Below are 23,744 nucleotides of genomic sequence, written 5' to 3'. Positions count from 1 at the left end.
CCTAAACGCTCGCGTACATTCAGTAAGTAGTGCGCTACAACACAACGGGAATGACGGCCTTTCTATTACGAGCGCATTGGTATTAATAACAAAACGAAAAAACTATCATGAGTGACGAGATCATCATTAATCGCGATGGGGTAGAGCAACTTCCTCTTCGACGTTTCACCGAAGACGCTTATCTAAACTATTCCATGTACGTCATCATGGACCGTGCTCTTCCGCATATTTCCGATGGTTTAAAGCCGGTACAGCGACGTATTATTTATGCGATGTCCGATTTAGGCTTAAGCGCGAATGCAAAATATAAAAAGTCTGCCAGAACTGTAGGTGATGTACTTGGTAAATTTCACCCACATGGTGACTCTGCCTGCTACGAAGCCATGGTGCTTATGGCGCAGCCTTTCTCATATCGCTATCCCTTGGTTGACGGTCAGGGGAACTGGGGCGCACCGGATGACCCTAAATCGTTTGCAGCCATGCGTTATACCGAAGCTAAGCTTTCTCGATTCTCGGAAGTGCTGTTAAACGAACTTGGCCAAGGCACGGTAGACTGGGTGCCCAACTTCGACGGTACGTTAGAAGAACCAAGTGTATTACCTGCCCGTTTACCGCATATACTACTTAACGGTGTGACAGGTATTGCAGTAGGCATGGCCACTGATATTCCACCGCACAATGTAAGAGAGTTGGCTAACGCATGCGCTATGCTGCTGGACAACAGTAAAGCTGAGCTTAGCGATGTCCTTGAACATGTTAATGGGCCAGACTATCCCACTGAAGCCGAAATTATTACGCCAAAAGCCGATATTAAAAAGCTTTACGAGACTGGGCGTGGCTCAATAAAAATGCGTGCTGTCTACGGCGAAGAGAATGGGGATGTGGTCATTACTGCTCTACCTCATCAGGCGTCTGGCGCCAAGATCCTAGAGCAAATAGCTTCGCAAATGCAGGCGAAAAAGCTGCCAATGGTAAGTGACCTGCGCGATGAATCGGACCATGAAAATCCAACTCGCTTAGTTATTACTCCTCGTTCAAATCGCATTGACGTTACCCAATTAATGCAGCATTTGTTTGCAACTACCGACCTTGAGAAAAATTACCGCGTTAACCTGAACATGATAGGTCTAGACGGTCGCCCTCAGGTTAAAGACTTGCGTACTATTTTATCTGAGTGGTTGCAGTATCGAAAAGATACAGTGACACGACGTTTGCAGTATCGCTTAGATAAAGTATTGGCTCGTTTACATATTTTAGAAGGTTTGTTAATTGCGTTTTTGAATATCGATGAAGTTATCGAAATTATTCGTACCTATGACAAACCCAAGCCTGAGCTGATGTCGCGTTTTGGTTTAAGTGATAAACAGGCCGAAGCCATTTTAGAGCTGAAACTTCGCCACTTAGCCAAATTAGAAGAAATGAAAATTAAGGGTGAGCAGGACGAGCTAGCTGCCGAGCGTGACAAGCTACAGCAACTGCTTGGCTCAGACCGCCGCCTTAAAACCCTCATTAAAAAAGAAATCCTTGCTGACGCCGAGAAATACGGTGACGAAAGGCGTTCACCTATTGTCGAGCGTAGCGAAGCTAAAGCGCTGTCTGAAAAAGAGTTAGTGCCTGCGGAATCAGTTACAGTTGTACTTTCAGAAAAAGGCTGGGCACGTTGTGCAAAAGGTCACGATATTGATGCTGAAGGGCTAAGCTATAAAGCGGGTGATGCTTATTTATCTAGCGCTGAAGGCAAAAGTAATCAACCTGCCGTATTTATGGATAGCTCAGGGCGAACATTCTCGTGCGACGCTCACGGACTTCCCTCTGCACGAAGTCAAGGCGAGCCTTTAACCGGGCGCTTTAGTATTGTTGGTGGGGAATCCTTCCAGCACGTGATTATGGCGCAAGACGAGAGTAAGTTCTTGGTGGGTTCTGATGCGGGCTATGGCTTCGTCGGCACATTCAAAGATATGGTTAGCAAGAATAAAGCGGGTAAAGCCTACTTGTCTTTGCCTACAGCAGCGAAAGTAATGAAACCAATGCCAGTGACTAACCCTGACTCTGATTGGTGTTTAAGTATTTCTAACGAAGGGCGTATGCTTATGTTCCCGCTTCGCGACTTGCCAAGTTTAGGCAAAGGAAAAGGAAATAAGCTGATCAATATTCCTTCAGCAAAATCACAGTCTCGTGAAGAGTATGTCAAAGTGCTGACCGTTGTGCCTGATGGCGCGGCCATTAAGGTTGGAGCAGGGAAGCGCAATATGACGTTAAGTGCTGAAGACCTTACCCATTATCAAGGAGAAAGGGGCCGTAGGGGGAATAAATTGCCTCGCGGTTTACAGCGGGTTGATAGCGTAGAAGTAGTGCTATCAAATAAAGACGAAGCACCTGAAGATTTGTCATAAAGTTTAAGTTGTTCTTATGCTTAGGTGAACTACACTCATTAAAGGAATGAATGAGGAATTTACATGTTAGGCATAGTTTTTACATCATTAATCGATATGCTTGAGGAGAAGGTTTCTCCCGAGTTCGCTGATGATGTCATCATGGAAGCTGGGTTAGAGAACGACGGAGCATATACCGCAGTGGGTTATTACCCGTTTGAACAGATGCAACGCCTGGTAGGTGTGCTGGTAGAGAGAACGGGTAAATCTGCTAACGAACTCTTATACGATTTTGGTTTTTATTTATTCGGTAAGTTAGGGGCCGTACACGGTGACGTATTAGCCAATACCAATAGCATGCTAGACATGTTGGAGCACTTGGACGGCGATATCCATGTCCAGGTTAAAAAGCTTTATCCTGACGCAGACCTCCCTCGTTTTAAGGTGCTGTCACGCACAGACACCTCCATGCGCCTACAATATTACTCTGAAAGAGAGTTATATCCCCTAGCTGAGGGCTTGATGGACGCCGCTGCAGCCTATTACAACTGCAAAATTGAAAGGGAAACCCATCAACTAGAAACGCCTCACACGTACGAATTTAGCATATCTCTTGTTGTTTGACGGGGGTTTAATGTCAGATGAAACATCGAATGGCAAGCCCACTAATAATGACGCTGTAGCTTTAATTGAGCGTCGTTTAAAGCGAGAGCGAAATGCCAGAGAGCAAGCCGAAAGTTTGCTCAGAGAAAAGACCCAAAGCTTATATGCTACTTTGCAAAAGAGCCAACGCGCGCAGAAGGATTTAGAGCTTGCCCTGTGGGCTTCGCAAGAGTCATTTTGGAGTTGGGAAGCACGAAGCGACGTTATGGAGATTCGCTCTTTCTCTCTTCACTCACAAAGTGTATCTACGTGGTCGGGCACCTTAATTCAGCTTCTTGAACGGGTCCATGAGGACGATTTGGAAGGGCTTCAGTTTCACTGGACCATGGCACTTCACGGCAATCGCGATCGCGTTGAATTTTCCTTTCGTTTAATGCTAGAAAATAGCTACCAATGGGTAAGGTTACGCGGCCGTGTACTAGAGCGGGGTAGCGCGGGCGAAGCACTGCACATTGTGGGAACTACCAAAGATATCACCCAGCAGCGCAAAGCCGAACAATCTTTCCATTTAATGGCCTCTGCGTTCGCTAGTTCAAGAGAGCCTATGTTAGTCCTCTCTCCCGACCTTATTATTACAGAGTGTAATGATGCCTTTATCCATTTACTTGGTATGTCAGTAAAAGAGCAATGTGTAGGGGTGAATTTCAATCAAATATTTATCGCAGAGAAAGTTGATAAAGCGCAATTGGCCATCGATAAGCAGGTTCGATTTGAGTCAAAAATAAAAAACCAAAGCGGCGAAATGAAAGTGGTAGATATTTCTGTGGCTTTGTTCGAAACCTATCAACAAACCTCGACTTATTTAATCGCAACAATGCGCGACATCAGCGATAGAAAGCGCAACGAGGCCAAGCTACGTCAACTCGCCTTGCACGATGAATTGACCGGTCTTTCTAATCGTAACTCGCTACGTGAGTCTATTTCAGAGTTAGTGAAAAAGGTGCAGCCTTTTTCTCTTGTATTTATTGACCTAGATGGGTTTAAAGCCATAAATGATAATGCGGGGCATGAAAGAGGCGATGCAGAACTACAGCGCATGGGTGCGTTACTTACCGCTATGTTCGGTCCCATTGGGGAAGTTGGCAGGTGGGGAGGTGATGAATTTATTGCCGTAGTGCCTAACCAAAATATTGAAGACATTGCCGAACGTTCACAGGAACTTATTAGTCAAATTGAAGAAGACGCCATTGTTGTAAAAGGGACAGAGCTCAGACTGTCGGCCAGTATTGGCATTGCAGAATTTCCAGAACACAGCAACAGCATTGAAGGTTTAGTCCAGTGTGCCGATGCAGCAATGTATCGCGCAAAAGAGCTGGGGAAAGGGCAAACCTTTGTCTATGAGCCAGGGCTTTATGAAAGCATGACGCAGCAAGTCAGTATGGTAAACGACTTGCGCAAAGCCGTAGAAAATCATCTTCTTGATTTTTATATTCAAGGTAAATATGACTTAAATGGCGTCTTAAAAGGTGGTGAAGTATTGTGCCGCTGGATCTCAGGACTGCATGGTGTGGTATCGCCAGCAGTGTTTATCCCCATAGCAGAAGAGCACAAGCTAGATAGCGCCATTGGTTTACAAGCGCTAGAAGCGGCATGCGACTACATATCGATAATGGAATCGCAACAAGGCGAAGCTATTCCGCTATCGGTTAATATTAGTGCTAATCAGATGCTCGCCCCGGAATTTCCCGACCAAGCAGCCTCCATTTGTCTGGATAACAATGTATCTCCGGAATTTATAGAATTAGAGCTCACTGAGTCGGTGTTTATTCGGGACGAAAAGTCAGCGCTAAGAGCATTAAATACACTCAGAGAGAGTGGGTTTAGGTTGTCTTTAGATGATTTTGGCAGTGGCTTCTCATCACTTAGCTACCTGAGGAGTTTTCAGTTTGAGGTGGTCAAGGTAGATAAAAGCTTAATTCAAGGTATACACCAAGATAGCAAAGCAAACGCGCTTTTTAATGGTTTAATAGCTATGTTGAAGAGCCTGCAAATAGATGTAGTGGCTGAAGGGGTAGAATTAGAGTCTTATCTACCTTTTTTGGAGCAAGCAGATATTAAGTTAATGCAGGGCTTTTACTTTGATAAACCTATGCCTTACGACCAGTTTCTTGCCAGGCATAGCACTGAGCCTAATCGGTAATGTCTTTTGCTCAGCTTAAACAAAAAAAGCCCTAACGGGCTTTTTTTAATGACTAAGCAGGCGCGCTACTTAGCATTTGTACTTTCAAAGATTTTATCTGCTGATGCAGCAACAAAGCCTTTATAAAGTTTACCGTCAGGCATTTCATAGCGCTGCGCGAATTCATAAAAACAGCTTGGAATAGCCACAGTCTCATCGCTAAATGCTACGTCAGCACGGTCAGCCATAGTTGACGACTGCGCTAAAAATACATCTGGACCGCCTTTAATTTCGCCGCCTGAGGTGTTTAGCACAAAGCCTGCTTCTTTAAGCAATGTGTTTACGTCAGTCAACTCGTCAGTGCGGGTTAAGTGATTAACACTTACTGTAAAGTGGTTAGCACGAAAGCCCCATGCCGCCATCCACGCCGCGTATTCTGATTCGTTAAGCAGTGTGTCGTATTCTGCTTTAGTAACGTCCCAATGCTTACCCGAGTACAAGAAGTTATCGGCATCCACTACAGACTCAGGCATTTGATCAACCATCTTCTTGATAATAGCTTGAGCAGTTTCAGAAAGCTCGTTTACCCGAAGCTCGCTGATAAATACTTTTGGTTTAGTATCGTCAGGGTGCTCAAAGTGCTTTGCAGTCAGCTTTTTAGCTTCAAAGTCATAGTCGCCTTTCGCTTCATAACCCAATGCTAAGAAGTGCGCAGCAAGCTTGTCTAAGCGGGTTTTATCAAGAGCAAAAGTTCTAAAAGCCACATGGTCGTTAACGATGTCGTTCGTGTTTTCCTCTCCCGCCAAAAGTGCATGGATTTTATGCGCTGAGGGAGTGATGGTTACGTAATCGTCCCACATGTTGCTAAACAACGTATCGATGTTGCTATGCATAGTGATAGGGTCCTTTCTGTCGTCGACTATTTCTAAATGAATAGTTCGTATAGGGTTGGTGCTTAACCGGCCGATACACTCTGCATCGGCCTTTTATCGCTGTAAAAGCTTGGGTTACATCGACAAGCCTGGGCTTAATTTGCCCGGCATAGTGACTTTGTCTAGCTCTACGGAAGCGACTGGGTATGCACAGTAGTCAGCGGCATAAAACGCGCTTGCTCTGTGGTTACCACTATCGCCCACACCGCCAAACGGCGCAGCGCTGCTTGCACCGGTAATAGGTCTGTTCCAGTTTACGATGCCCGCACGTATACGCGCGAAGAAGTAACGATAGTCTTCTTCGTTGTCGCCCAGAAGACCTGCTGATAAGCCAAAGCTGGTGTTATTCGCTTCTGCAATAGCAGCATCAAAGTCGCTGTAGCGGATTACTTTAAGTAGTGGACCAAAGTGCTCTTCGTCTGGTAGCGAAGCAAGCATGTCGGTAACGTCAATAATGCCCGGGGTAGCAAAACCTTTGCTTTCGTCTTTTTGTTCAAGACGAACCAGCACGTTACCACCAAGGTCTTCAAGTTCTTGCTGCGCTTTCACCATAAGTGCAGCGGCGTTGCTTGAGATCATAGCACCCATAAACGGCTGGTCTTCTGCATCGTAATCGCCAACTTTAATGTTTTTGGTTACTTCGATAAGGCGAGCAAGGATTGCATCACCTTGTGCATCGGCTGGCAAGAATAAGCGACGAGCACACGTACAGCGCTGACCTGAAGTAATGAAAGCAGATTGCACGATATCGTGTACTGCCGCATCAACATCAGCCACGTCTTTTACGATAAGTGGGTTGTTGCCGCCCATTTCAAGCGCCAAGATTTTACCTGGGTGACCTGCGAACTGCTCGTGAAGGATTTTCCCAGTACGAGAACTACCCGTAAAGAACAGACCATCAATGTCGTTATGCGACGCCAACGCTTTGCCTGTTTCAACTTCACCCTGAACAAGGTTAAGTACGCCCGCTGGCAGGCCGGCAGCGTCCCATAGCTTCACCATTTCTTGTGCAACCATAGGCGTCAAGTCGCTTGGTTTAAATACAACTGTGTTACCTGCAATAAGGGCTGGAACAATGTGTCCGTTTGGCAGGTGACCTGGGAAGTTGTATGGGCCAAATACCGCAACAACGCCGTGAGGTTTATGGCGAATGAATGCTTTACCAACTGGCATTGGGTTTTCAACGTTACCCGTGCGTTCAAAATAAGCTTTTTCAGAAATGCCAATTTTGCCCATCATGGCGCCCACTTCCGTAGCGGTTTCCCATTCTGGTTTGCCCGTTTCTTTTGCCATAACTTTGGCAAGGTGCGCTTTGGCTTCTTCTAGCTTAGCGCCGTAAACCTTTATGATCTCTAGACGCTCTTCAACGGTTTTCATGCTCCACGCTACAAGTGCAGCTCGAGCGGCGTTAATTGCGTCATCAATTTGAGCGGCAGTCGCAGACTTACCTTCCCAAATTACTTCGTTTTTTGCAGGGTCAACTGACGTTAAGTCGTGACCTTGTCCGGCAACCCATTCACCGTTGATAAAATGTGTATGTAGCATAGTGGGTGTCCTTTTAATCTCTGAATGTAACAGGGGCAAAGCGTACGTGCTCTCCCTCTTTGACATTCAATGCAGCAGCGGCTTGGCGAGATAGCACGGCAACTTGCTTTTCTTCGCTTACCGTCATCTCGGTGGCGACTGCACGAAAATCAGATACTGATGTATTAATGATGTAGTGCGTTTGCCCTTGGGCAGCAGCGCTATCGTCAATCAAAACAGGCAGTTTTAAACTCGACTGAGCCGTGCGGATGTGGCTCAAGTTTGCTTCTACCGTTGGGCCTGCGTCGAAAATGTCTACGTAGCCGCGGCAAGAAAAGCCTTCTTCTTCTAAAAGCTGAAGTGCAGGGCGTGTTTTGTCGTGGACTTCGCCAATGACTTCTTGCGCTTCTTTGCTAAGCAGATTTACGTATATCGGGTACTTTGGCATAAGCTCAGCAATAAACACTTTATTACCAATGCCAGTTAAGTAGTCGGCAGTAGGAAAATCCATCGAGAAGAAGTGGGTTTCCAACCACTCCCAAAACGGTGAGCGTCCTTCTTCGTCACTCACACCGCGCATTTCAGCAATAACGGTTTCTGAGAAGCGTTCACGGTGCTCCATCATAAATAAGAATCGAACCTTTGAAAGGAAGCGGCCGTTAATGCCGCCACGGGCTTGCTCGCGAAGGAACAAGGTACATATCTCGGTAACGCCAGTGTAGTCATTACAAAACGTTAGAATGTCTACCGTATTGTGAATGTTAAGCTCGCGCGAGGCATGTACCACCTTGCTTAAATGGTAGTGATAAAACGCGTCATCTATGCCAACAGCCGCTTCGATACCTGTTGTACCCACTACCTGGCCGGTAGTGGTATCTTCCATCACAAACAAGTATGACTCATCGCCAGGTTCGGTTACGTTTGGCTTGTTAAACGCAGTTTCTGCACGATCAATTTTACGCTGCAGCAACTCGTCGTTGACAGGTAAAGACGTAAAGCCAATACCTGATTCAACGGCGATTTCTTTAAGCGCGTTATAGTCGGCCTTCGTGATAGGGCGAATGATATTCATGTTCGCTACTCGTGTTGTAATTATTCGGCGTTTACAACGGCAGCAACGGCGCGTTCAAAACGTGCAAGACCTTCTTTAATGTCTTCATCAGGAATAACCAGTGAAGGTGCAAAACGAATGACGTTCATGCCAGCAACAAGACACATTAGGTTCTCTTTCGTTGCAGCCATCATGAAGTCGCGTGCACGGCCTTGGTATTTCTCATTCAATGCACAACCTAACAGCATGCCTTGACCACGCACTTCTTCAAATACGTTGTACTTGTCATTGATAGCGCCAAGTAATTCGCGGAAAAGGGCTTCTTTCTTAAGCACGCCTTCAAGCACTTCTGGCTGGTTCACGATATCTAACGCTTTTTCCGCAACCGCACAGGCCAGTGGGTTACCGCCGTAAGTACTACCGTGGGTACCTGGCTTAAGATGTGCTGCAATATCATTCGTTGTTAGCATGGCGCCAATTGGGAAGCCGCCACCAAGAGATTTAGCTGTAGTTAAGATATCGGGTGTTACGCCAAGGCCCATATATGCGTAGAGGTGACCGGTACGACCAACGCCTGACTGAACTTCGTCAAAAATAAGTAGTGCGTTATGCTTGTCACAAAGCTCGCGCACACCTTTCACGAAATCAACATCAGGTGGAATAATACCGCCTTCACCTTGAAGTGGTTCCATCATTACAGCACAAGTTTTATCTGAAATTAGTGCTTCAAAGGCAGCTAGGTCATTGTAGTCACAGTGATCAACAGCGCCTGGCTTAGGGCCAAAGCCATCAGAGTAAGCCGCTTGACCACCTACCGTTACGGTAAAGAAGGTACGACCATGGAAACCTTTATTAAAAGCAATAATTTGATTCTTGTCTTCACCGTGCTTATCAAGTGCCCAACGACGAGCAAGCTTTAATGCCGCTTCGTTAGCTTCCGCACCAGAGTTGGCAAAGTAAACTTTGTCAGAGAATGTCGCATCGTTAAGCTTTTTAGCAAGGCGAAGCGCAGGTTCGTTAGTAAATACGTTGCTTAGATGCCAAAGCTTGCTGCCTTGTTCATTAAGTGCCTTAACTAGCTCAGGGTGGCAGTGACCTAGAACGTTTACTGCAATACCGCCTGCAAAGTCGATGTACTCAGCTCCATCTTGATCCCATACGCGTGAACCTTCACCTCGAACAGGTACCATACCTGCTGGGTTATAGTTAGGAACCATTACATCATCAAATGTAGCGCGAGTTACGTTCATCTTTGTTACCTCTGCATTGGGCGCCAATCACACTGTGTGATTTTGCTTGTCTAATCGAATCGCACGTTTTATTCGTGCAACGAGAGTCGATAAGCGTCAGTTGGGCGCATAAAAACTAATCGGATTTGATTTACAGTATGCCATTTTTTTTAACATTTGTCTTCTTTGCAAAAGGCTGTAGCCCTTTATTTATAAGGACTGTGGCTTAATTTGCAGGAAAAGTGAATAACTATTAACTACTGGGCTATATCAATTAGTAATAATCAATTTTTACGCAAAGAAAAGCGCTGTCTGGTGGTTTTGTTGTACTTCAGAGGAATAGAAAGGGGCATTGCGCAGTGAAAAACTTGCCTGTTTACTTTAGCTATAAATAAGCAAGACACTGAGTTGTCGTCAATATTTTTGAGTATCAGGTATCAACTACGAGAAAAGTGCATAACCAATGCATGAATATCCACAAATTATTTGAGGTTTGATGTTCTTCTGTGCATAATTTTTGTTCAAACTGGGCGTGGGGAAAGCCTCAAGGCCTGTCAACTATCTTCACTTTTTACCAACGGAAGGGTGAAAATATCCAAACTTTTGAGATTCTCAAGTGCACCCGCTGGGTAGCGCTGCTCAGAAAAAAGCGGTTTTACCTCTTGAATGTCAACGAGCTTGAGCTGATGTAGCATTCTTATTTGTGTATAAGCTCGAGCTTGATGCAGAATTTTACTTAAGGTTTTGGGTTGAGTAAGCTGTTTATCTGCACAGTCTCGCATTGGCTGTGCAATTGGCAGACGGGTAAAGTGCATCCACTCTAAAATGTCGGCACTCACTGCATCAGCGAATTCTTGTTGTAACGCAATAAGGTGGTTAGCCGACGGCGCAATTTTTAATAAAGCCTCATGACGCTTTTGTTCTTTGTCTCTCTGGCACTCTTGTAATAAGTGCAGTTGGATCTTATCGAACAGTTTGAAATAAAGTCGTGTCACAGCACAGCGGCCTAAATTACTTATCATTGCCAGCGTGTAGGCTTGATGCTTATTTAGATCACTCAGTGCAGCTAGGCGCTTTGCAGTAAGCGCAACGCCTGTTGAGTAATGCGTTAGTTTTTGCTTGATAAGCGGGTAAGGATCGGTAATTTGAGGCATGGCGCGCTTTAATATCAATGAAGGTATTAGCGTGCGCAAGTTTTCGATACCTAAAAAGCTCAATGAAGTGCGCAAGGTTTCAACAACGATTATACGTCCTCGCGAATCTTTGCGTCTGAATTGAGGCGTATTTACTACTACTATGAGCTCGTCATAAAGCCACGGCATAGTGGCGACGATAGGCTCTAGTTTTGAAACTGAGCACGCTTTAACAGATAAGGCATCTAACAGCTCACCAATGTTTTCAGGTAAGTTGAGCACGTTCTGAACGAGCTCTTCGGTGTAGCTAAGTTGCTCAGTAAGTTCATCAAGCAGAATCTCGTGAAGGTGGTGGCTAACCGATTCTAAATAAGAGGCTTCTGTTTTTTCCTGTAGACGTTTGTTTTCAATTGCGACTTTTTCAACGTGAAGTAAAAGCCTACGTGCGTCACCCTGTTCTGACTGTTCGAAGCTGACTTGGCCCACCTTACGCTTTCCTAGCATTTCAAGCACGCGCTCGGGTGATACGATCATATTTTCAAATCGATCATCTATCGTCGGCGGTGTGGTTGCCCCCATGGTCATATTAAAAGCACTCCTGCTCATAACTTTTTGGTGAACGGCGATATTATCGTACATTAGGGGCCTTTATAACGTTAGCTACGGTAATGATGAAAATGTAGCTACCACTTAAAAGCACAGTTAGCACCCTGCAATGATTGATATCGCTTATGTAGTTTTCAACATAACGCTCAGTTAGCGCTTGGCTAAAATTGATTATGAAAAGTTAAACGAAAAATCAGTGAATTGCGAATTTTAACGGCCTTCAAGCGCAACCTTTTACACTATGTAGGGTATCGGCAATACGCCTGTAGACTTAAACCTTTTTATGATGAAGAAAAGCTTCAAGCACGCTGTGACCGTGTTCGGTAAGTAATGATTCAGGGTGATACTGAACACCCCATATAGGGTAGCGATTATGGGAAACTGCCATAATTTCTTTTGTACCCGCCGCTGTCTCACACCAAGCATCGACGCGTAGTGATGGAGGTAAAGATTCAGGGCTTAATACTAATGAATGGTAGCGGGTTACGTTAAAGGTGTTTGGTAGCCCTTCAAATAGCCCTGTGTTGTGATGGGACAATGCTGAAACTTTACCGTGTTTTATTTCTTGGGCGCCTACCACTTCTGCACCAAAAACTTGTCCTATGGCTTGATGACCTAAGCAAACGCCCATTATGGGAATTTCACCGGCAAAATGCTCTATCGCAGATAAACTAATACCCGCCTCGTTAGGCGTGCAAGGGCCTGGCGAGATAACAAGTTGAGAAGGTGCCAAGCGCGAAATATCGTCAAGGTTAAGGGCGTTATTTCTTACCACTTCAACGTCAGCGCCAAGCTCTGTGAAATACCTAGCGAGGTTATGAGTGAACGAATCGAAGTTATCAATTAACAGCAACACAGCAGCGTTAATCCTTGGTATTTCTGTAAAACAACGGTTGTGACATAAAGCGTTCTATTAACGCTTCATGTCTTTTAAATGCTGTCTTTAAGTTACGGCTTTGGAATGAAGCCAACGGCTTTGTAAACTTTGGCCAGCGTCTCTGCTGCACGTGCTGATGCTTTTTCAGCGCCTTGGCGCATAACGTCATCTAAGTATGCTCTATCTGCGCGAATTTCAGCATAGCGAGTTTGAATAGGCTCAAGTAAAGATACTACCGCATCGGCAACATCACCTTTTAAGTGACCATACATTTTATCGGTATATTCAGGCTCAAGATCTTTTACCGATTTACCCGTAGCTAATGAAAGCAGGGTAAGTAGGTTAGATACCCCTGGTTTCTCGGTTGGGTTGAAGTATATATTAGCTTGTTCGTCAGAGTCGGTTACCGCACGTTTAATCTTCTTAGCCAGCTTCTTAGGGTCTTCTAGCAGACCAATGAAGTTATTAGGATTGTTGTCTGACTTAGACATTTTCTTTTCTGGCTCTTGCAGACTCATGATACGCGCACCGAACTCTGGAATATAAGGGTCTGGTAAGCGGAATACGTCGCCGTATAAGTTATTTACTCGCGTTGCTATATCGCGTGTTAACTCAAGGTGCTGTTTTTGATCTTCACCCACAGGTACTTTATCGGCTTGATAAAGCAAGATATCTGCTGCTTGAAGTACAGGGTAGCTGTATAAGCCTACATTTATGTTGTTCTCATTTTTCGCAGACTTATCTTTAAACTGCGTCATGCGGTTTAGCTCGCCCATTTGAGCATAGCAATTTAATACCCACGACAGCTGCGCATGCTCAGGAACATGTGATTGCAAAAATAGCGTGCTCTTTTGCGGGTCAATACCGCAAGCTAGATAAAGAGAAAGGCCGTCTAGACAGGCTTCGGCAAGTTGCTTCGGATCTTGTCTTACTGTGATCGCATGTAAATCGACAATCATGTATAAGCAGTCGTGATCGTCTTGCATGGAAACCCACTGTTTAAGTGCACCCATATAGTTGCCAAGGGTAAGTTGTCCTGAAGGCTGGCAGCCACTTAATACAACGGGTTTATTACTCATTTCTATTTACCTGTAATACGTTAAATTCTGTTAAAAACTAAGCTTTAGACAACGATGAAAGTTCATCGCGCATTTGCGCAATCACATCGCCGTAATCGGGTTGGGAGAAAATGGCCGAACCAGCCACAAACATATCTGCCCCCGCTTCTGCTATTGCGCGAATGTTATCGACTTTTACGCCACCGTCAATTTCAATTCGAATTTCGTAGCCGCTTTCTAGTACACGCTGCTTCACCGCACGTACCTTATCTAGGGTACTGGGGATAAACTTCTGGCCGCCAAAACCAGGGTTCACCGACATAATAAGGATATGGTGTAGTTTATCCATAACATGATCTAAGTAGTGTAGCGGCGTAGCCGGGTTAAATACCAAGCCGGGTTGGCAGCCAGCATCAATAATAAGCTGAAGAGACCGGTCTATGTGTTCAGACGCTTCTGGGTGAAAGCTGATATAGCTTGCGCCCGCGTTGGCGAATTTCTCAATAAGATCATCTACTGGCTTTACCATAAGGTGAACATCAATCGGCGCGGTTATACCGTATTTTCTCAATGCTTCGCAAATCATTGGCCCAAACGTAAGGTTCGGCACATAGTGGTTATCCATTACATCGAAATGCACCACATCGGCGCCAGCGTCCAATACTTGTTCTACATCTTCACCAAGTCTTGCAAAGTCGGCAGAAAGTATTGATGGAGCGATTAAAAACGGTTTCATTGCGTGTCCTTTAAACAAAAACAACAGGGGGCGTTGCCACTTACGTTATAGGGTTGCGAAAGTTTACCCAAAACCAGGCATTTTTACTATGTAAAGGGTACATCAAGGATGATTTGACATAAATTTAAGACAGACAACCATAAATCGCGCTGCTGCACAATTTTGGTGAGACTGCGTTTTGTTGGTGCGTTTTTAAGCGGCCTTAAAACTGAGTAAATTATGAGAGTATTAAGTGCGCGCTGTTTATGTTGTTAATTATCAATGGTTTATAATTTTTTCGGCAGGCTTTTTTAATGAACCATAAATGGGCATCAACTTTGCGTTATCCAGTCCAAAAAGAAAACACAGACAGAAAAAACGAATTACAACAAGTTTGAATTTGACTGGAGAACACACATGAAAACATCTACAAAAAGAACCCTACTTGCCGCTGCTATTTCTTCAGCGTGTTTGCTAACCGCTATGCCTAGCTATGCAGAAGGTGAATTTACCGCAAACGCTGGCGCAACCAGCAACTACATTTGGCGTGGTTTAACACAAACTGTTAACGAAGCTGCAGTACAGGGCGGTATCGACTACGCACACGAAAGCGGTTTCTATGCAGGTACGTGGGCGTCTAACGTAAGTTATGCATCAGATGATATTTACTCATACGAGCATGACGTATACTTTGGTTATTCAGGTGAGTCTGATGGTATTGCTTACGACTTCGGTTACCTATATTACAACTACGACGCTGAAGCAGAATTCGATTTTGCAGAAATCTACGGCTCAGTAGGCATGGGTGGTGTAAGCGTAACAGTTTACCTATTAGCGCACACCGAAGCGGATGAAGCTGAAGGCCAAGATTTTGGCTTTGGACAGGCTTACTACGCGTCTCTCGATTACACCACCGAGATATTGAATGGTACTGAGTTGACGCTACATGCTGGTTATCATGACGGTGACTTTGTGGATGCTTTCAACTTCGGCGACGGTACTGATAGCTATGCCGATTACGGCGTAACCATTGCAAAAGATGGTTTTAGTTTCGCTGTGACTGGAACCAACTTAGATGATGTTGGTGCTGACGCACTAGATAACGACGAGTTAAAATTCACTGTAGGTTATTCAGTAGATTTCGAACTTTAATTTAAAAAAGGGGCTAACAGAGCGGCCTCTTAATTAAAACGTTGAGTAGTAAAAGCCTAATGTAATTTTCATTAGGCTTTTCATTTTAAAGAGCAACGCATTTTTAACTTGTTCGTTACTTGCTTTTGATTATAATGAGATTAAATTTTAAACGAGTGTAAGGGGTGTTCAGGATGAAAGTTCTTCCTTTTTTTGCGATTTGTGGAGCTGCCGGCCTAATCAGCGTGGCCGTTACAAATCCGCCAAGCTCACGCTCGTCTGTTTGTGAATTCCAACCCGTTACCGAGTTTAACCCAAAACTCCCTGCAAGCCACATTCAAAACCAGTGCGCCCGTCATCAAGAGGGGGTAGAAGAGGTTAGCTGGCTGTCATGGATAGCAGGAAAGTCACCGTCCTTTCAGTTTCACTTTTTAGATTTACTAGAGTTGCTTCACAGCGACGATGGTAATCGGGATTTCACTTCACCCTCAAACGACTCTTAAGGGGGCATTATGCAATCTGGTACTGGTTTCTGGTCAGTTCTAGGTAGTGTAGTGGCAAGTTTGTTTGGTGTTCAAAGCCATAAAAATTATGAACGTGACTTTACCAAAGGTACCTTTATCAGCTTTGCTGTTATAGGCGTTATTTTAGTTGTGGTATTTGTCGTATCACTTTTCATGTTTGTAAAGTGGTATACAGGCTACGGCTGATAGCCCCCTTACACTGAGTAAAAGCGCTTCATCGCTTCAAATAGGTGTTTGCTAACCTTTTATCTCGCAATAATTATTCAGCAGAAGCCGACTGAGCTACTTTTTTCTTGCGTGTTTTCCGTTTCACAACGACTTTCGCGGGTGGAAAATAAGCTAATATTTCATCTACTGGCTGTCGCTTCGCGCCATTTTGACTAATCGAGCGTTTAACTGACAGCATGCTAAAGTCTGCACCTTGATATAAAGCACGAGTTAGCGGTAAATCGTGGTTCGATATCAAAACCGGTATACCGCGTTTTTTAGAAGCTCGGGTGGCCAATTCTGCCAGTTTTTCTTGGGACTCTTGCCCAAAACTTCGCGCCGCATAACTGGTGAAGGCTGCTGTCTTGCTAATAGGTGCGTATGGAGGATCGCAATAAATAACATTGCCTCGCCTAGCCCTTGAAAAAACCTTCTCAAACGGTAGGCAGGTAAAAGTGGCCTTTTGTGATTTTTCAGAAAACACAAACATTTCGTCTTCTGGAAAGTAGGGCTTTTTGTACCGGCCAAAAGGCACATTAAAACGACCTTGAAGACTATATCGACACAAACCGTTGTAGCCGTGGCGGTTCAAATAGAGAAAAAGAATAGCGCGATAGTATTCGTCTTGCGTCCCGTTGAATTCTTCACGCAGGTCATAGTACATCTTCTCTTCATTGCGGCTCCCATCAAAAAACGCACGCGCATCGTTAATAAGCGCGTCGGGTTGCGCTTTTAAGAAGTTGTATAAGTTAATGAGGTCAGGGTTGATGTCATTAAGCAGGTAGCGTTTGTATTGCGTATTCAGAAATACAGATCCAGCACCAACAAACGGTTCTATGAGTTTGTTAGCTTGCGGTAATCTGGCCTGAATGTGCTCAACCAAGCTGTATTTGCCACCGGCCCACTTTAAAAAGGCACGGTTCTTTTTCTGCATCATGCTTAAACGTTACTACCTAGACGGAATGAAGACGGTGGTTTTTCCTTGCGCCGCCGTTCCAAGGGAAAGGGTCGTCTTTATACTTTTATGCTGATCAGTATCAGATATCACCACGCTAAAGGTAGATTGTAACTTTCATCAGTAAAACGGACAACCAACAAGTGTCGCAAGAGTGGAATTTAGCTAAATTATCAGAACTAATTAGGTGCTTTTGACTTTGAATCGGCTTAATTTTGCGCTTTATCTATTTCAGCTAGGACCTGACTCCCCCGCTTTATAAACGCATTTTGTTTGCCCGGATATTCAGGTAACGCTGCGCGAGTTTGCTGTGCTTGCGATAGTGAGGGGTAAACTTCTCGAAAAACAACTACAAACCAATCGCCACCGTAGCGTTCAGTTTTATAAATGCGGGTTTGCTCTACAAGATTGTGTTCACGCAAGAACGCATTGAGCACCGATTCGCTTTTCATCGCTAGCATTTGAATGGCGTAATCGTTAGCGTTAATCCACTGGTTTCGCTGCGGTGAAGTTTGGTTCACATTTTCGTTGCTAGGCTTCGTATCAGTGCTTTGCGGGTTCGCTAATGGTGTTTGTGTATTCTCTTCCGTTCTTTGCTCAGTACTTTCACCTGAACTAGTAGTATCGACAGAGGAAGAGTTGTTGCTTTGTGCCCTTGAAGTATTACTACTATTATCGCCTTCTGTTTCAGACAAAGAACCTGCATCAGGCAGTGATGATACTGCGCTTTCCCAGTCGGTAATCAGCGAATCATTCTCTGCTATTTCATTTTCCGCTGGCTTATCAAGGGTTGATTGACCGGTTAGCTCAGGTGGTGCACTTGGTGTCGAGACAATTTCCACATTACCGGTTTGTGCGCTTACGTCATTTTGCTTTTCAGCAGCGGTGACTTCTCTGCTTTTATCGATGTCGACATTGAAGCCTTCATCACCATTGCCGTCAGCAATTAGCTTGTTATAGGCTGAACCCGGTTCAACCTGAGTTTGATTAGATTCAAGAGTTTGCTGGCTAATAGGAGAGAAAATTGATGCGAGCTTTTCACCGTACTGCCAATAGATAAGGCCAGAGAATGTGGCCAGAAACACCAGAGCTACACCAGCATAAAACCATTTTGTTTTTAGTGGGTTTGTGAATGTCTTAGTATTTTTACGTTGTCTATTTTCTAAATGAGCCTGAAACGCTTCTCTTCGGGAAGCTATCATTTTATCAAGGTCTGACTCGTAATTAGGCTGCTCGCTAATCACAGACTGGCTGCTAATAATAAGCGGTGTTTCAGTATTTTTAGCAGGAAGCCATTGTTTAGCGCGCTCGGCCCATGCGTTATTTGCAAATAAAAGTACGTTTAAATGCTGTTTGTTTCCAGCAAATCGACTTTGTAAGACCAAATCCCACAGCTCTTGTAACAGTGCATCAGGAAGGTTATGGGCTTGGGTGATAGCAATTAGAATTGGGCCTTCGTGGCTATTCAAATCAGAAAGTAATTCATTAAGGGGGCGAACAAAGCTTCCCACTACTTGTCCGAGTAGCTGCCGACAAAGCTGTCTACGGTAGTCAGAAGGCTCCATATTATCTTGCGCGGTCAAATACGCAATTTCGGTATCGTCGTGCTGTTGAAAGACAAAGGCTTCAAGGGTTTTTTGTTGTTGAGCAATAGACTCACCGCTGACAAAGATCAGCTGAGAGGAGTAATTAACCAGATATTCCAAACGTTCATGCAGTTCACTTTGCATGGGAGTTTGCCCTTATTCAACGTTGCTTTAAAACTAGTCTAGCAACGCACCTTATTATCAGCTTCCCAAGTTTTGGGAATAATGAAAGGGCACGCTGCCAGTTTGGCGCGAACGCGAATGTCTAAGAGAGAATGTCAGTAAGGATGGTGTCGGTAACGTCTTTAGTAACAACCGCTTTGCCAATGCCTTGAGGAAGTACAAACCGAATACTACCCGCTTCCACTTTCTTATCGCGTTTCATGTGCTTAACATAGTCGTCTTTCGTCATGCTACTAGGCCCTGCAATAGGCAGTGCAAAAGCTTCGAATAGCGCTGACACGCGTCGTGTTTCTGACGCTTCAAACCATGTTAATGCTTCAGCAGCTTTACAAGCAATTATAGTACCAGCGGCTACTGCTTCGCCGTGTAACCAATTGCCATAACCTTGTTCAGCTTCAATAGCATGGCCAAACGTGTGACCTAAGTTAAGAATGGCGCGTAAACCACCTTCCCGTTCGTCTTTCGCAACCACATCCGCTTTTATTTCGCAGCAGCGAGAAATGGCGTAGGTAAGGATATTAGTATCAAGAGACGTAAGTGCGTTAACGTTTTCTTCAAGCCACGTAAAAAACGGTGCATCGTAAATAATGCCGTATTTAATAACTTCTGCCATACCAGCAGCAAATTCTCTTGGGGGTAGTGTTGCTAGCGAGTCGGTATCAATAGCAACATAAACAGGTTGGTAGAAAGCACCAATCATGTTTTTACCTAGAGGGTGGTTTACCGCTGTTTTTCCGCCTACCGATGAGTCTACTTGAGAAAGCAACGTTGTAGGCACTTGAATAAAAGGTACGCCGCGCTGGTACGTGGCTGCCACAAAACCTGTTAGGTCGCCAATTACCCCACCGCCAAGTGCGATAAGCGTAGTATCTCTTGCTGCGTTAAGCTCAAGAAGACGGGTCATAACCACTTCGAATTGTTCTAAATTCTTATATTGCTCGCCGTCTGGCAGAATGATGGTTTCAACATGAACGTCACCACACGCCGCTTTAGCCGTCTCTAAGTAAAGCGGTGCAACGGTTTCGTTAGTAACAATGACAGCAAGCGGGCCTTTAATATAGGCACTAAAAAGGCCAGGTTGCGAAAGCAGCCCAGCCTCTATCTGTATAGGATAGCTACGTTCTCCAAGTTCCACAGTTAAGGTTGACATTGGCGTAGCACCTCCTATTACATTTTTTAATTTATAGACCGATTTTACTGATTATTTGATTTGCTACAGCACGTGCACTTTGGTCGTCTGTATCAACTATGTAATCAGCTACTTCTTCATAAAGCGGGTTGCGCATTTCTGCAAGATCGCGAAGTACTTGTTCAGGATCTTCGTTTTGTAGCAAAGGGCGACGTTTGTCGCGTTGTGTACGGGCAACTTGCTTATCGATTGTTGTTTGTAGGTAAACAACAATGCCGCGGGCAGATAAACGATTACGCACAGCCTTGGTTACAATAGAACCGCCGCCAGTGGCAAGTACAATACCTTGCTTATCTGTCAAATCGTTAATGACGGTCTCTTCGCGTTTACGGAATCCGTCTTCGCCTTCAAGGTCGAAGATCCAGGCAATGTCTGCACCCGTGCGGCGCTCAATTTCCTGATCAGAATCAAAAAAGTCTAGGTGAAGTTCGTCTGCCAGATGTCTACCGATAGTACTTTTGCCAGCACCCATTGGGCCAACTAAAAAGATATTACGTTTTTCAGCCATATTTGCTTATATCACAACTTAATCATGTTAGGGGCAGTGCACTGTTGCCTTACCAGCCTACCCATTGACTCGTGCCTATTTAGTGTCCAATAAGCACCACTCCTTAAACCTCGCTTAAATTTCGAGGCGGGGATTATCTCAGTTTCATGCAAGGCGATGCAAGTTTTGTTACTAACAAATAGCGTATACATTTAAATTTAGTTAGAAAATAAAGGATAAAAATAAAAAACGCGCATAAAGATGCGCGTTTTTTTCTAAGGTTAAGCGGTTCTTATGGGCGTTCAGTTACAATTTTAGGTGTAACAAAAATGAGTAGTTCTCGCTTTTCTTGAAGTTGAGAAGTGTTTCTAAACAGTGAACCCACTACAGGCAGGTCGCCAAATAGAGGCACTTTCGAAACACCATCTGAACTTGTTTGCTGGAAAATGCCACCAAGAACTATGGTTTCACCGTTTTCTACTAATACCTGTGTTTTTATCTCTTGTGTATCAATTGCAACGGCATCACCTGTTGATGTACTGACTGTTTCGCCTCGAGTATCCTGTGTCACTACCAAATCAAGAATAATCCGATTGTCAGGTGTTATATGTGGCGTAACCTTAAGAGAAAGTACAGCTTTTTTGAATGTAACGGCAGTTGCACCACTGGACGCCGCCTGTACGAATGGAATCTCAGTACCTTGTTCAATGTAAGCTTCGTGTTGGTTGGCAACAGTAATGCGTGGGCTTGCTATAATTTCCCCTTTGTTTTCGGCTTCTAACGCTGAAAGTTCAAGGTCGAGAATAGTTCCATCTATTAAGCTTGCTAACTGAAAACCTATGGTACCAGCTGCACTGCTTACTGGGAGGTTTACATTAAGGCGGTTATCAATGCTGGGTATTACGCCTCCCGCAATGGTGTCGGCACCTTCAATACTACCGGAAACACCATTATCGTCTTGGCGATCGCTGAAGCCCCAGCGCACGCCTAGCTGCTCGTCAACATTGTCTAAGACAGTAACCATGCGACTTTCAATCAGGACTTGTTTTACTGGAATATCAAGCACATCAATCATCTTACGTGCTTCGTCAATAGATGATAGTGTGTCGCGGATAATTAGCGTGTTTGTACGCTCATCTACCGTCACGCCACCACGCTCCGAAAGAATTCCCCCTTCGGAAGACTTCAAAATTGCAGCTAAAGCTGAAGCTTTTGCATAATTTACCGGTATATCCACTGTTTGAAGCGGCGCTAAATCAGATACTTGTTGCTGTGACTGCAATGTTTGCGCTTCACGAGCGGCTAACTCTTCAGCAGGGGCGATTAACAAAATATTGCCCTCTAGGCGTTTATCTAGGCCTTTAACACGAAGAATCATTTCTAGTGCTTGATCCCAAGGAACGCCCGATAAACTGATAGTAACGTTACCGGCTACCGTGTCAGTAGTTACTAGGTTGAAACCGTTAACCTGCGCGATAATTTGAAGCACTTGGCGAACAGGGACGTCTTGAAAGTCTAGCGATATCGGTTCGCCAGAGTATTGCTTTTCATTCTCTAACGCTTCTTTTTGCTCGGTGTCCATTGGCTTGATTTCTAATCGAAGCACATTATCGTTAATGGTATTTTGAACAAGCACAGCCCCAGAATAATTTACTTCAACACGTGCGTTGCTATCGTCTTGAAAAGTCTCAATAGTTGACACAATAGTGCCAAAATCAGCAACATTTAACTCGACTAGCTGGTCGTCACCTAAATCAGTGTCTGTAAGTGTAAGTGTAATTTTACCCTGAGATTCAATTAGCTGTACCTTGGGTTCTGAGCCATCCAATGTCACCAAGACTATGGCTGTTTCCTTGCCTGCTTGGGTAAAGTCTACATTCGTAATTGTCGATCTGCTTTGTTGAGCGTAGTCGCTGCTCTTCGGGTCGACTAAAACAGGTTCCTGTGCCTTCACTGGCGATGAAATAACAGCGACAGAGAAAATAGCAGTAGCTGCAGCTGCAAGCCAATACCATTTGGGCGCTTTACGATTCAGTGACTTGTTAAATATGTATCGTTCAGCCATGTTTACTCTCCCGCCTTAGATGCTGTATTCATTGTTGTTGTTTTCCTTTGCCAGCAGCCTGCACCATCTGGTAGTAATTGTCTTATCGTAATCGAATCTGTTCCGACTTGTGTAATAGTTCCGTAAAACACGCCAATTCTGCTCCCTATCTTGGCTTTGTGAAGAATTCCATCGTTACTTTTAATCAGTGCCCATCTTTCGCCCTTAAGCTTGAAATTACCCATCAGCGAAAGTGCATCTAAACCATAAGCCTCTAACTCTTCTTTCTTGCGGTCAAAGTTTGGTTCTGAGCAGTTCTCTATACGTGGCTTCTTAAGTGGAGTCGCCACACCTTCTGGATATTTGAACGGGCTTTTTAAAGAGCTCGAAGTATAGACAAAAGGCGGTTGAACTTGAAACTCAACGTAAGGTTCAATTTGGGGTTGAGCACGGCTTTTTACTTCCTGAGTGTATGCCTGTAGGTCGTCTAATTGCGGTGCACAGCCTGAGATAATAGCAAAAATAAATAGAGAAGAAACACGACGAATCATTCTTTTTCCTCCCCTATTAGCGAAGTATTCTCTGAGCGGTATGTTTTCGCTTGTAATTTTAGCGATAGTTCACCCGATGAGCGCTCTATCTCAAAATCGTGAAGTGTCACAATACGCGGTAGCGCTGCTATTTTCGATGTGAACTCACCGAAGCTGTGATAGCCACCGCTCACTTCCATTTCAATAGGTAGCTCTGTGTAGAACTCTTTTGGAACTTCTTTTTGCCAATTGAGCAACCTGAATGTTAGCCCTGCTGATGTACCAACATAGGTTATGTCATCCAAAAGTCCTGGTGTTTCATTACTTGTTGGTAGGCTTCTAAGCATTGATGAAAAGTCTTTTCTTATTTGTTCCAATTGCTCTTCATACGCGTCGAGATTTGCGGCTATTCTGTATTTTGCCTCAAACTGTAACTTTAACTCACCTTCTTTTAATTCTGCAGCTTCTAAAATAGGCAGCTTAGGAACGACTAGTGTGTAGTAGCTTAACGCACCGACAATAATTGCAACGAATAGAGCTACAACTATGCGTACCTCATTTGGCCAGATTGCAATTTGTTCGAAATCTAATTCATTTAGTTCTTTTAATTTTGATACATCAAATTTCAT

Annotated in this window: 21 protein-coding genes; 6 read left to right on the top strand and 15 right to left on the bottom strand. The window is 44.4% G+C overall.

Translation table 11 applies throughout. From position 1 onward, the window contains the following. Nucleotides 1-107: 107 nt before the first annotated feature. The 3 genes from parC (at nucleotide 108) to ACXAFM_RS07425 (ending at nucleotide 5,175) form a co-directional block, all read left to right on the top strand. Entirely contained in the window at nucleotides 108-2,393 is a 2,286-nt protein-coding gene (parC, locus tag ACXAFM_RS07435; protein ID WP_474834027.1) for a DNA topoisomerase IV subunit A, read from the top strand. Between the two features lie 63 nt (nucleotides 2,394-2,456). Then, nucleotides 2,457-2,996: a heme NO-binding domain-containing protein gene (locus ACXAFM_RS07430; protein WP_474834026.1), complete on the top strand. Its 540-nt coding sequence runs from the start codon at nucleotides 2,457-2,459 to the stop codon at nucleotides 2,994-2,996. 10 nt (nucleotides 2,997-3,006) lie between these two features. Beyond that, the gene (locus ACXAFM_RS07425; protein WP_474834024.1) at nucleotides 3,007-5,175 is read left to right on the top strand and encodes a putative bifunctional diguanylate cyclase/phosphodiesterase; all 2,169 of its coding nucleotides are present in this window, start codon (nucleotides 3,007-3,009) and stop codon (nucleotides 5,173-5,175) included. 65 nt (nucleotides 5,176-5,240) lie between these two features. Here ACXAFM_RS07425 and ACXAFM_RS07420 read toward each other — a convergent pair whose 3' ends face one another. The 8 genes from ACXAFM_RS07420 to rpe all read right to left on the bottom strand — a co-directional run bounded on the left by ACXAFM_RS07420 (nucleotide 5,241) and on the right by rpe (nucleotide 14,300). Then, on the bottom strand, nucleotides 5,241-6,047 hold the full coding sequence (locus tag ACXAFM_RS07420; RefSeq protein WP_039217670.1) for a DUF1338 domain-containing protein: 807 nt from the start codon (nucleotides 6,045-6,047) through the stop codon (nucleotides 5,241-5,243). A 114-nt stretch (nucleotides 6,048-6,161) separates the two neighbouring features. Further along, nucleotides 6,162-7,631, bottom strand: coding sequence for a succinylglutamate-semialdehyde dehydrogenase (gene astD / locus ACXAFM_RS07415; RefSeq protein WP_474828246.1), 1,470 nt, complete (start codon nucleotides 7,629-7,631; stop codon nucleotides 6,162-6,164). Nucleotides 7,632-7,644: 13 nt separating this feature from the next. Next, on the bottom strand, nucleotides 7,645-8,682 hold the full coding sequence (gene astA / locus ACXAFM_RS07410) for an arginine N-succinyltransferase (RefSeq protein WP_474809096.1): 1,038 nt from the start codon (nucleotides 8,680-8,682) through the stop codon (nucleotides 7,645-7,647). 20 nt (nucleotides 8,683-8,702) lie between these two features. Further along, complete coding sequence (locus ACXAFM_RS07405) at nucleotides 8,703-9,911, bottom strand: aspartate aminotransferase family protein (RefSeq protein WP_474828244.1); 1,209 nt, start codon at nucleotides 9,909-9,911, stop codon at nucleotides 8,703-8,705. A gap of 533 nt (nucleotides 9,912-10,444) precedes the next feature. Then, complete coding sequence (locus ACXAFM_RS07400; RefSeq protein ID WP_474830536.1) at nucleotides 10,445-11,608, bottom strand: HDOD domain-containing protein; 1,164 nt, start codon at nucleotides 11,606-11,608, stop codon at nucleotides 10,445-10,447. A 292-nt stretch (nucleotides 11,609-11,900) separates the two neighbouring features. Next, on the bottom strand, nucleotides 11,901-12,485 hold the full coding sequence (locus ACXAFM_RS07395) for an anthranilate synthase component II (RefSeq protein WP_474809094.1): 585 nt from the start codon (nucleotides 12,483-12,485) through the stop codon (nucleotides 11,901-11,903). Nucleotides 12,486-12,577: 92 nt separating this feature from the next. Further along, nucleotides 12,578-13,585: a tryptophan--tRNA ligase gene (gene trpS / locus ACXAFM_RS07390; protein ID WP_474834023.1), complete on the bottom strand. Its 1,008-nt coding sequence runs from the start codon at nucleotides 13,583-13,585 to the stop codon at nucleotides 12,578-12,580. A gap of 37 nt (nucleotides 13,586-13,622) precedes the next feature. After that, the gene (gene rpe, locus ACXAFM_RS07385) at nucleotides 13,623-14,300 is read right to left on the bottom strand and encodes a ribulose-phosphate 3-epimerase (RefSeq protein ID WP_474834021.1); all 678 of its coding nucleotides are present in this window, start codon (nucleotides 14,298-14,300) and stop codon (nucleotides 13,623-13,625) included. 396 nt (nucleotides 14,301-14,696) lie between these two features. Here rpe and ACXAFM_RS07380 point away from each other — a divergent pair, with 396 nt between their 5' ends. The 3 genes from ACXAFM_RS07380 (at nucleotide 14,697) to ACXAFM_RS07370 (ending at nucleotide 16,120) form a co-directional block, all read left to right on the top strand. Next, entirely contained in the window at nucleotides 14,697-15,431 is a 735-nt protein-coding gene (locus ACXAFM_RS07380; protein WP_474828240.1) for a TorF family putative porin, read from the top strand. A gap of 173 nt (nucleotides 15,432-15,604) precedes the next feature. Continuing rightward, nucleotides 15,605-15,913, top strand: a complete 309-nt coding sequence (locus ACXAFM_RS07375; protein ID WP_474828238.1) for a hypothetical protein — start codon at nucleotides 15,605-15,607, stop codon at nucleotides 15,911-15,913. Nucleotides 15,914-15,922: 9 nt separating this feature from the next. Then, nucleotides 15,923-16,120 (top strand): DUF2970 domain-containing protein, encoded by a 198-nt coding sequence (locus ACXAFM_RS07370; protein WP_474809090.1) that lies wholly within the window; start codon nucleotides 15,923-15,925, stop codon nucleotides 16,118-16,120. A gap of 73 nt (nucleotides 16,121-16,193) precedes the next feature. Here the strand turns inward: ACXAFM_RS07370 and ACXAFM_RS07365 are convergent, their stop codons facing one another. From ACXAFM_RS07365 to ACXAFM_RS07335, 7 genes are all read right to left on the bottom strand, one after another. Beyond that, nucleotides 16,194-17,078 (bottom strand): Dam family site-specific DNA-(adenine-N6)-methyltransferase, encoded by an 885-nt coding sequence (locus ACXAFM_RS07365; protein WP_474809088.1) that lies wholly within the window; start codon nucleotides 17,076-17,078, stop codon nucleotides 16,194-16,196. Between the two features lie 227 nt (nucleotides 17,079-17,305). After that, nucleotides 17,306-18,826, bottom strand: a complete 1,521-nt coding sequence (locus ACXAFM_RS07360) for an SPOR domain-containing protein (RefSeq protein WP_474834019.1) — start codon at nucleotides 18,824-18,826, stop codon at nucleotides 17,306-17,308. 121 nt (nucleotides 18,827-18,947) lie between these two features. Beyond that, nucleotides 18,948-20,015 carry a 3-dehydroquinate synthase gene (gene aroB / locus ACXAFM_RS07355; protein ID WP_474834017.1) on the bottom strand — a complete coding sequence of 356 codons (1,068 nt, stop codon included), beginning with the start codon at nucleotides 20,013-20,015 and terminating at the stop codon, nucleotides 18,948-18,950. A 31-nt stretch (nucleotides 20,016-20,046) separates the two neighbouring features. Continuing rightward, nucleotides 20,047-20,562, bottom strand: coding sequence for a shikimate kinase AroK (gene aroK, locus ACXAFM_RS07350; RefSeq protein ID WP_025256800.1), 516 nt, complete (start codon nucleotides 20,560-20,562; stop codon nucleotides 20,047-20,049). Between the two features lie 271 nt (nucleotides 20,563-20,833). Continuing rightward, nucleotides 20,834-22,606 (bottom strand): type IV pilus secretin PilQ, encoded by a 1,773-nt coding sequence (locus tag ACXAFM_RS07345; protein ID WP_474828228.1) that lies wholly within the window; start codon nucleotides 22,604-22,606, stop codon nucleotides 20,834-20,836. 2 nt (nucleotides 22,607-22,608) lie between these two features. Continuing rightward, nucleotides 22,609-23,136, bottom strand: coding sequence for a pilus assembly protein PilP (locus ACXAFM_RS07340; RefSeq protein WP_474828226.1), 528 nt, complete (start codon nucleotides 23,134-23,136; stop codon nucleotides 22,609-22,611). Continuing rightward, nucleotides 23,133-23,744 (bottom strand): type IV pilus inner membrane component PilO, encoded by a 612-nt coding sequence (locus ACXAFM_RS07335; RefSeq protein WP_474828224.1) that lies wholly within the window; start codon nucleotides 23,742-23,744, stop codon nucleotides 23,133-23,135. Before ACXAFM_RS07335 ends, ACXAFM_RS07340 begins: the two co-directional genes overlap by 4 nt.

This window comes from Alteromonas sp. ABD4_190, assembly GCF_056160105.1.
Note: the sequence above shows the minus strand (reverse complement) of the source record. Positions and strands in the feature narration are given on the sequence as shown.

Bases quoted from the DNA above. Each gene is read 5' to 3' on its own strand.
- ACXAFM_RS07345 (WP_474828228.1), bottom strand. From the start codon at position 22,606: ATGGCTGAACGATACATATTTAACAAGTCACTGAATCGTAAAGCGCCC.
- ACXAFM_RS07335 (WP_474828224.1), bottom strand. From the start codon at position 23,744: ATGAAATTTGATGTATCAAAATTAAAAGAACTAAATGAATTAGATTTC.
- ACXAFM_RS07400 (WP_474830536.1), bottom strand. From the start codon at position 11,608: ATGACCATGGGGGCAACCACACCGCCGACGATAGATGATCGATTTGAA.
- ACXAFM_RS07420 (WP_039217670.1), bottom strand. From the start codon at position 6,047: ATGCATAGCAACATCGATACGTTGTTTAGCAACATGTGGGACGATTAC.
- astD (WP_474828246.1), bottom strand. From the start codon at position 7,631: ATGCTACATACACATTTTATCAACGGTGAATGGGTTGCCGGACAAGGT.
- ACXAFM_RS07340 (WP_474828226.1), bottom strand. From the start codon at position 23,136: ATGATTCGTCGTGTTTCTTCTCTATTTATTTTTGCTATTATCTCAGGC.
- ACXAFM_RS07365 (WP_474809088.1), bottom strand. From the start codon at position 17,078: ATGATGCAGAAAAAGAACCGTGCCTTTTTAAAGTGGGCCGGTGGCAAA.
- parC (WP_474834027.1), top strand. From the start codon at position 108: ATGAGTGACGAGATCATCATTAATCGCGATGGGGTAGAGCAACTTCCT.
- astA (WP_474809096.1), bottom strand. From the start codon at position 8,682: ATGAATATCATTCGCCCTATCACGAAGGCCGACTATAACGCGCTTAAA.
- aroK (WP_025256800.1), bottom strand. From the start codon at position 20,562: ATGGCTGAAAAACGTAATATCTTTTTAGTTGGCCCAATGGGTGCTGGC.
- ACXAFM_RS07380 (WP_474828240.1), top strand. From the start codon at position 14,697: ATGAAAACATCTACAAAAAGAACCCTACTTGCCGCTGCTATTTCTTCA.
- ACXAFM_RS07405 (WP_474828244.1), bottom strand. From the start codon at position 9,911: ATGAACGTAACTCGCGCTACATTTGATGATGTAATGGTTCCTAACTAT.
- ACXAFM_RS07360 (WP_474834019.1), bottom strand. From the start codon at position 18,826: ATGCAAAGTGAACTGCATGAACGTTTGGAATATCTGGTTAATTACTCC.
- ACXAFM_RS07430 (WP_474834026.1), top strand. From the start codon at position 2,457: ATGTTAGGCATAGTTTTTACATCATTAATCGATATGCTTGAGGAGAAG.
- ACXAFM_RS07370 (WP_474809090.1), top strand. From the start codon at position 15,923: ATGCAATCTGGTACTGGTTTCTGGTCAGTTCTAGGTAGTGTAGTGGCA.
- aroB (WP_474834017.1), bottom strand. From the start codon at position 20,015: ATGTCAACCTTAACTGTGGAACTTGGAGAACGTAGCTATCCTATACAG.
- trpS (WP_474834023.1), bottom strand. From the start codon at position 13,585: ATGAGTAATAAACCCGTTGTATTAAGTGGCTGCCAGCCTTCAGGACAA.
- ACXAFM_RS07375 (WP_474828238.1), top strand. From the start codon at position 15,605: ATGAAAGTTCTTCCTTTTTTTGCGATTTGTGGAGCTGCCGGCCTAATC.
- rpe (WP_474834021.1), bottom strand. From the start codon at position 14,300: ATGAAACCGTTTTTAATCGCTCCATCAATACTTTCTGCCGACTTTGCA.
- ACXAFM_RS07425 (WP_474834024.1), top strand. From the start codon at position 3,007: ATGTCAGATGAAACATCGAATGGCAAGCCCACTAATAATGACGCTGTA.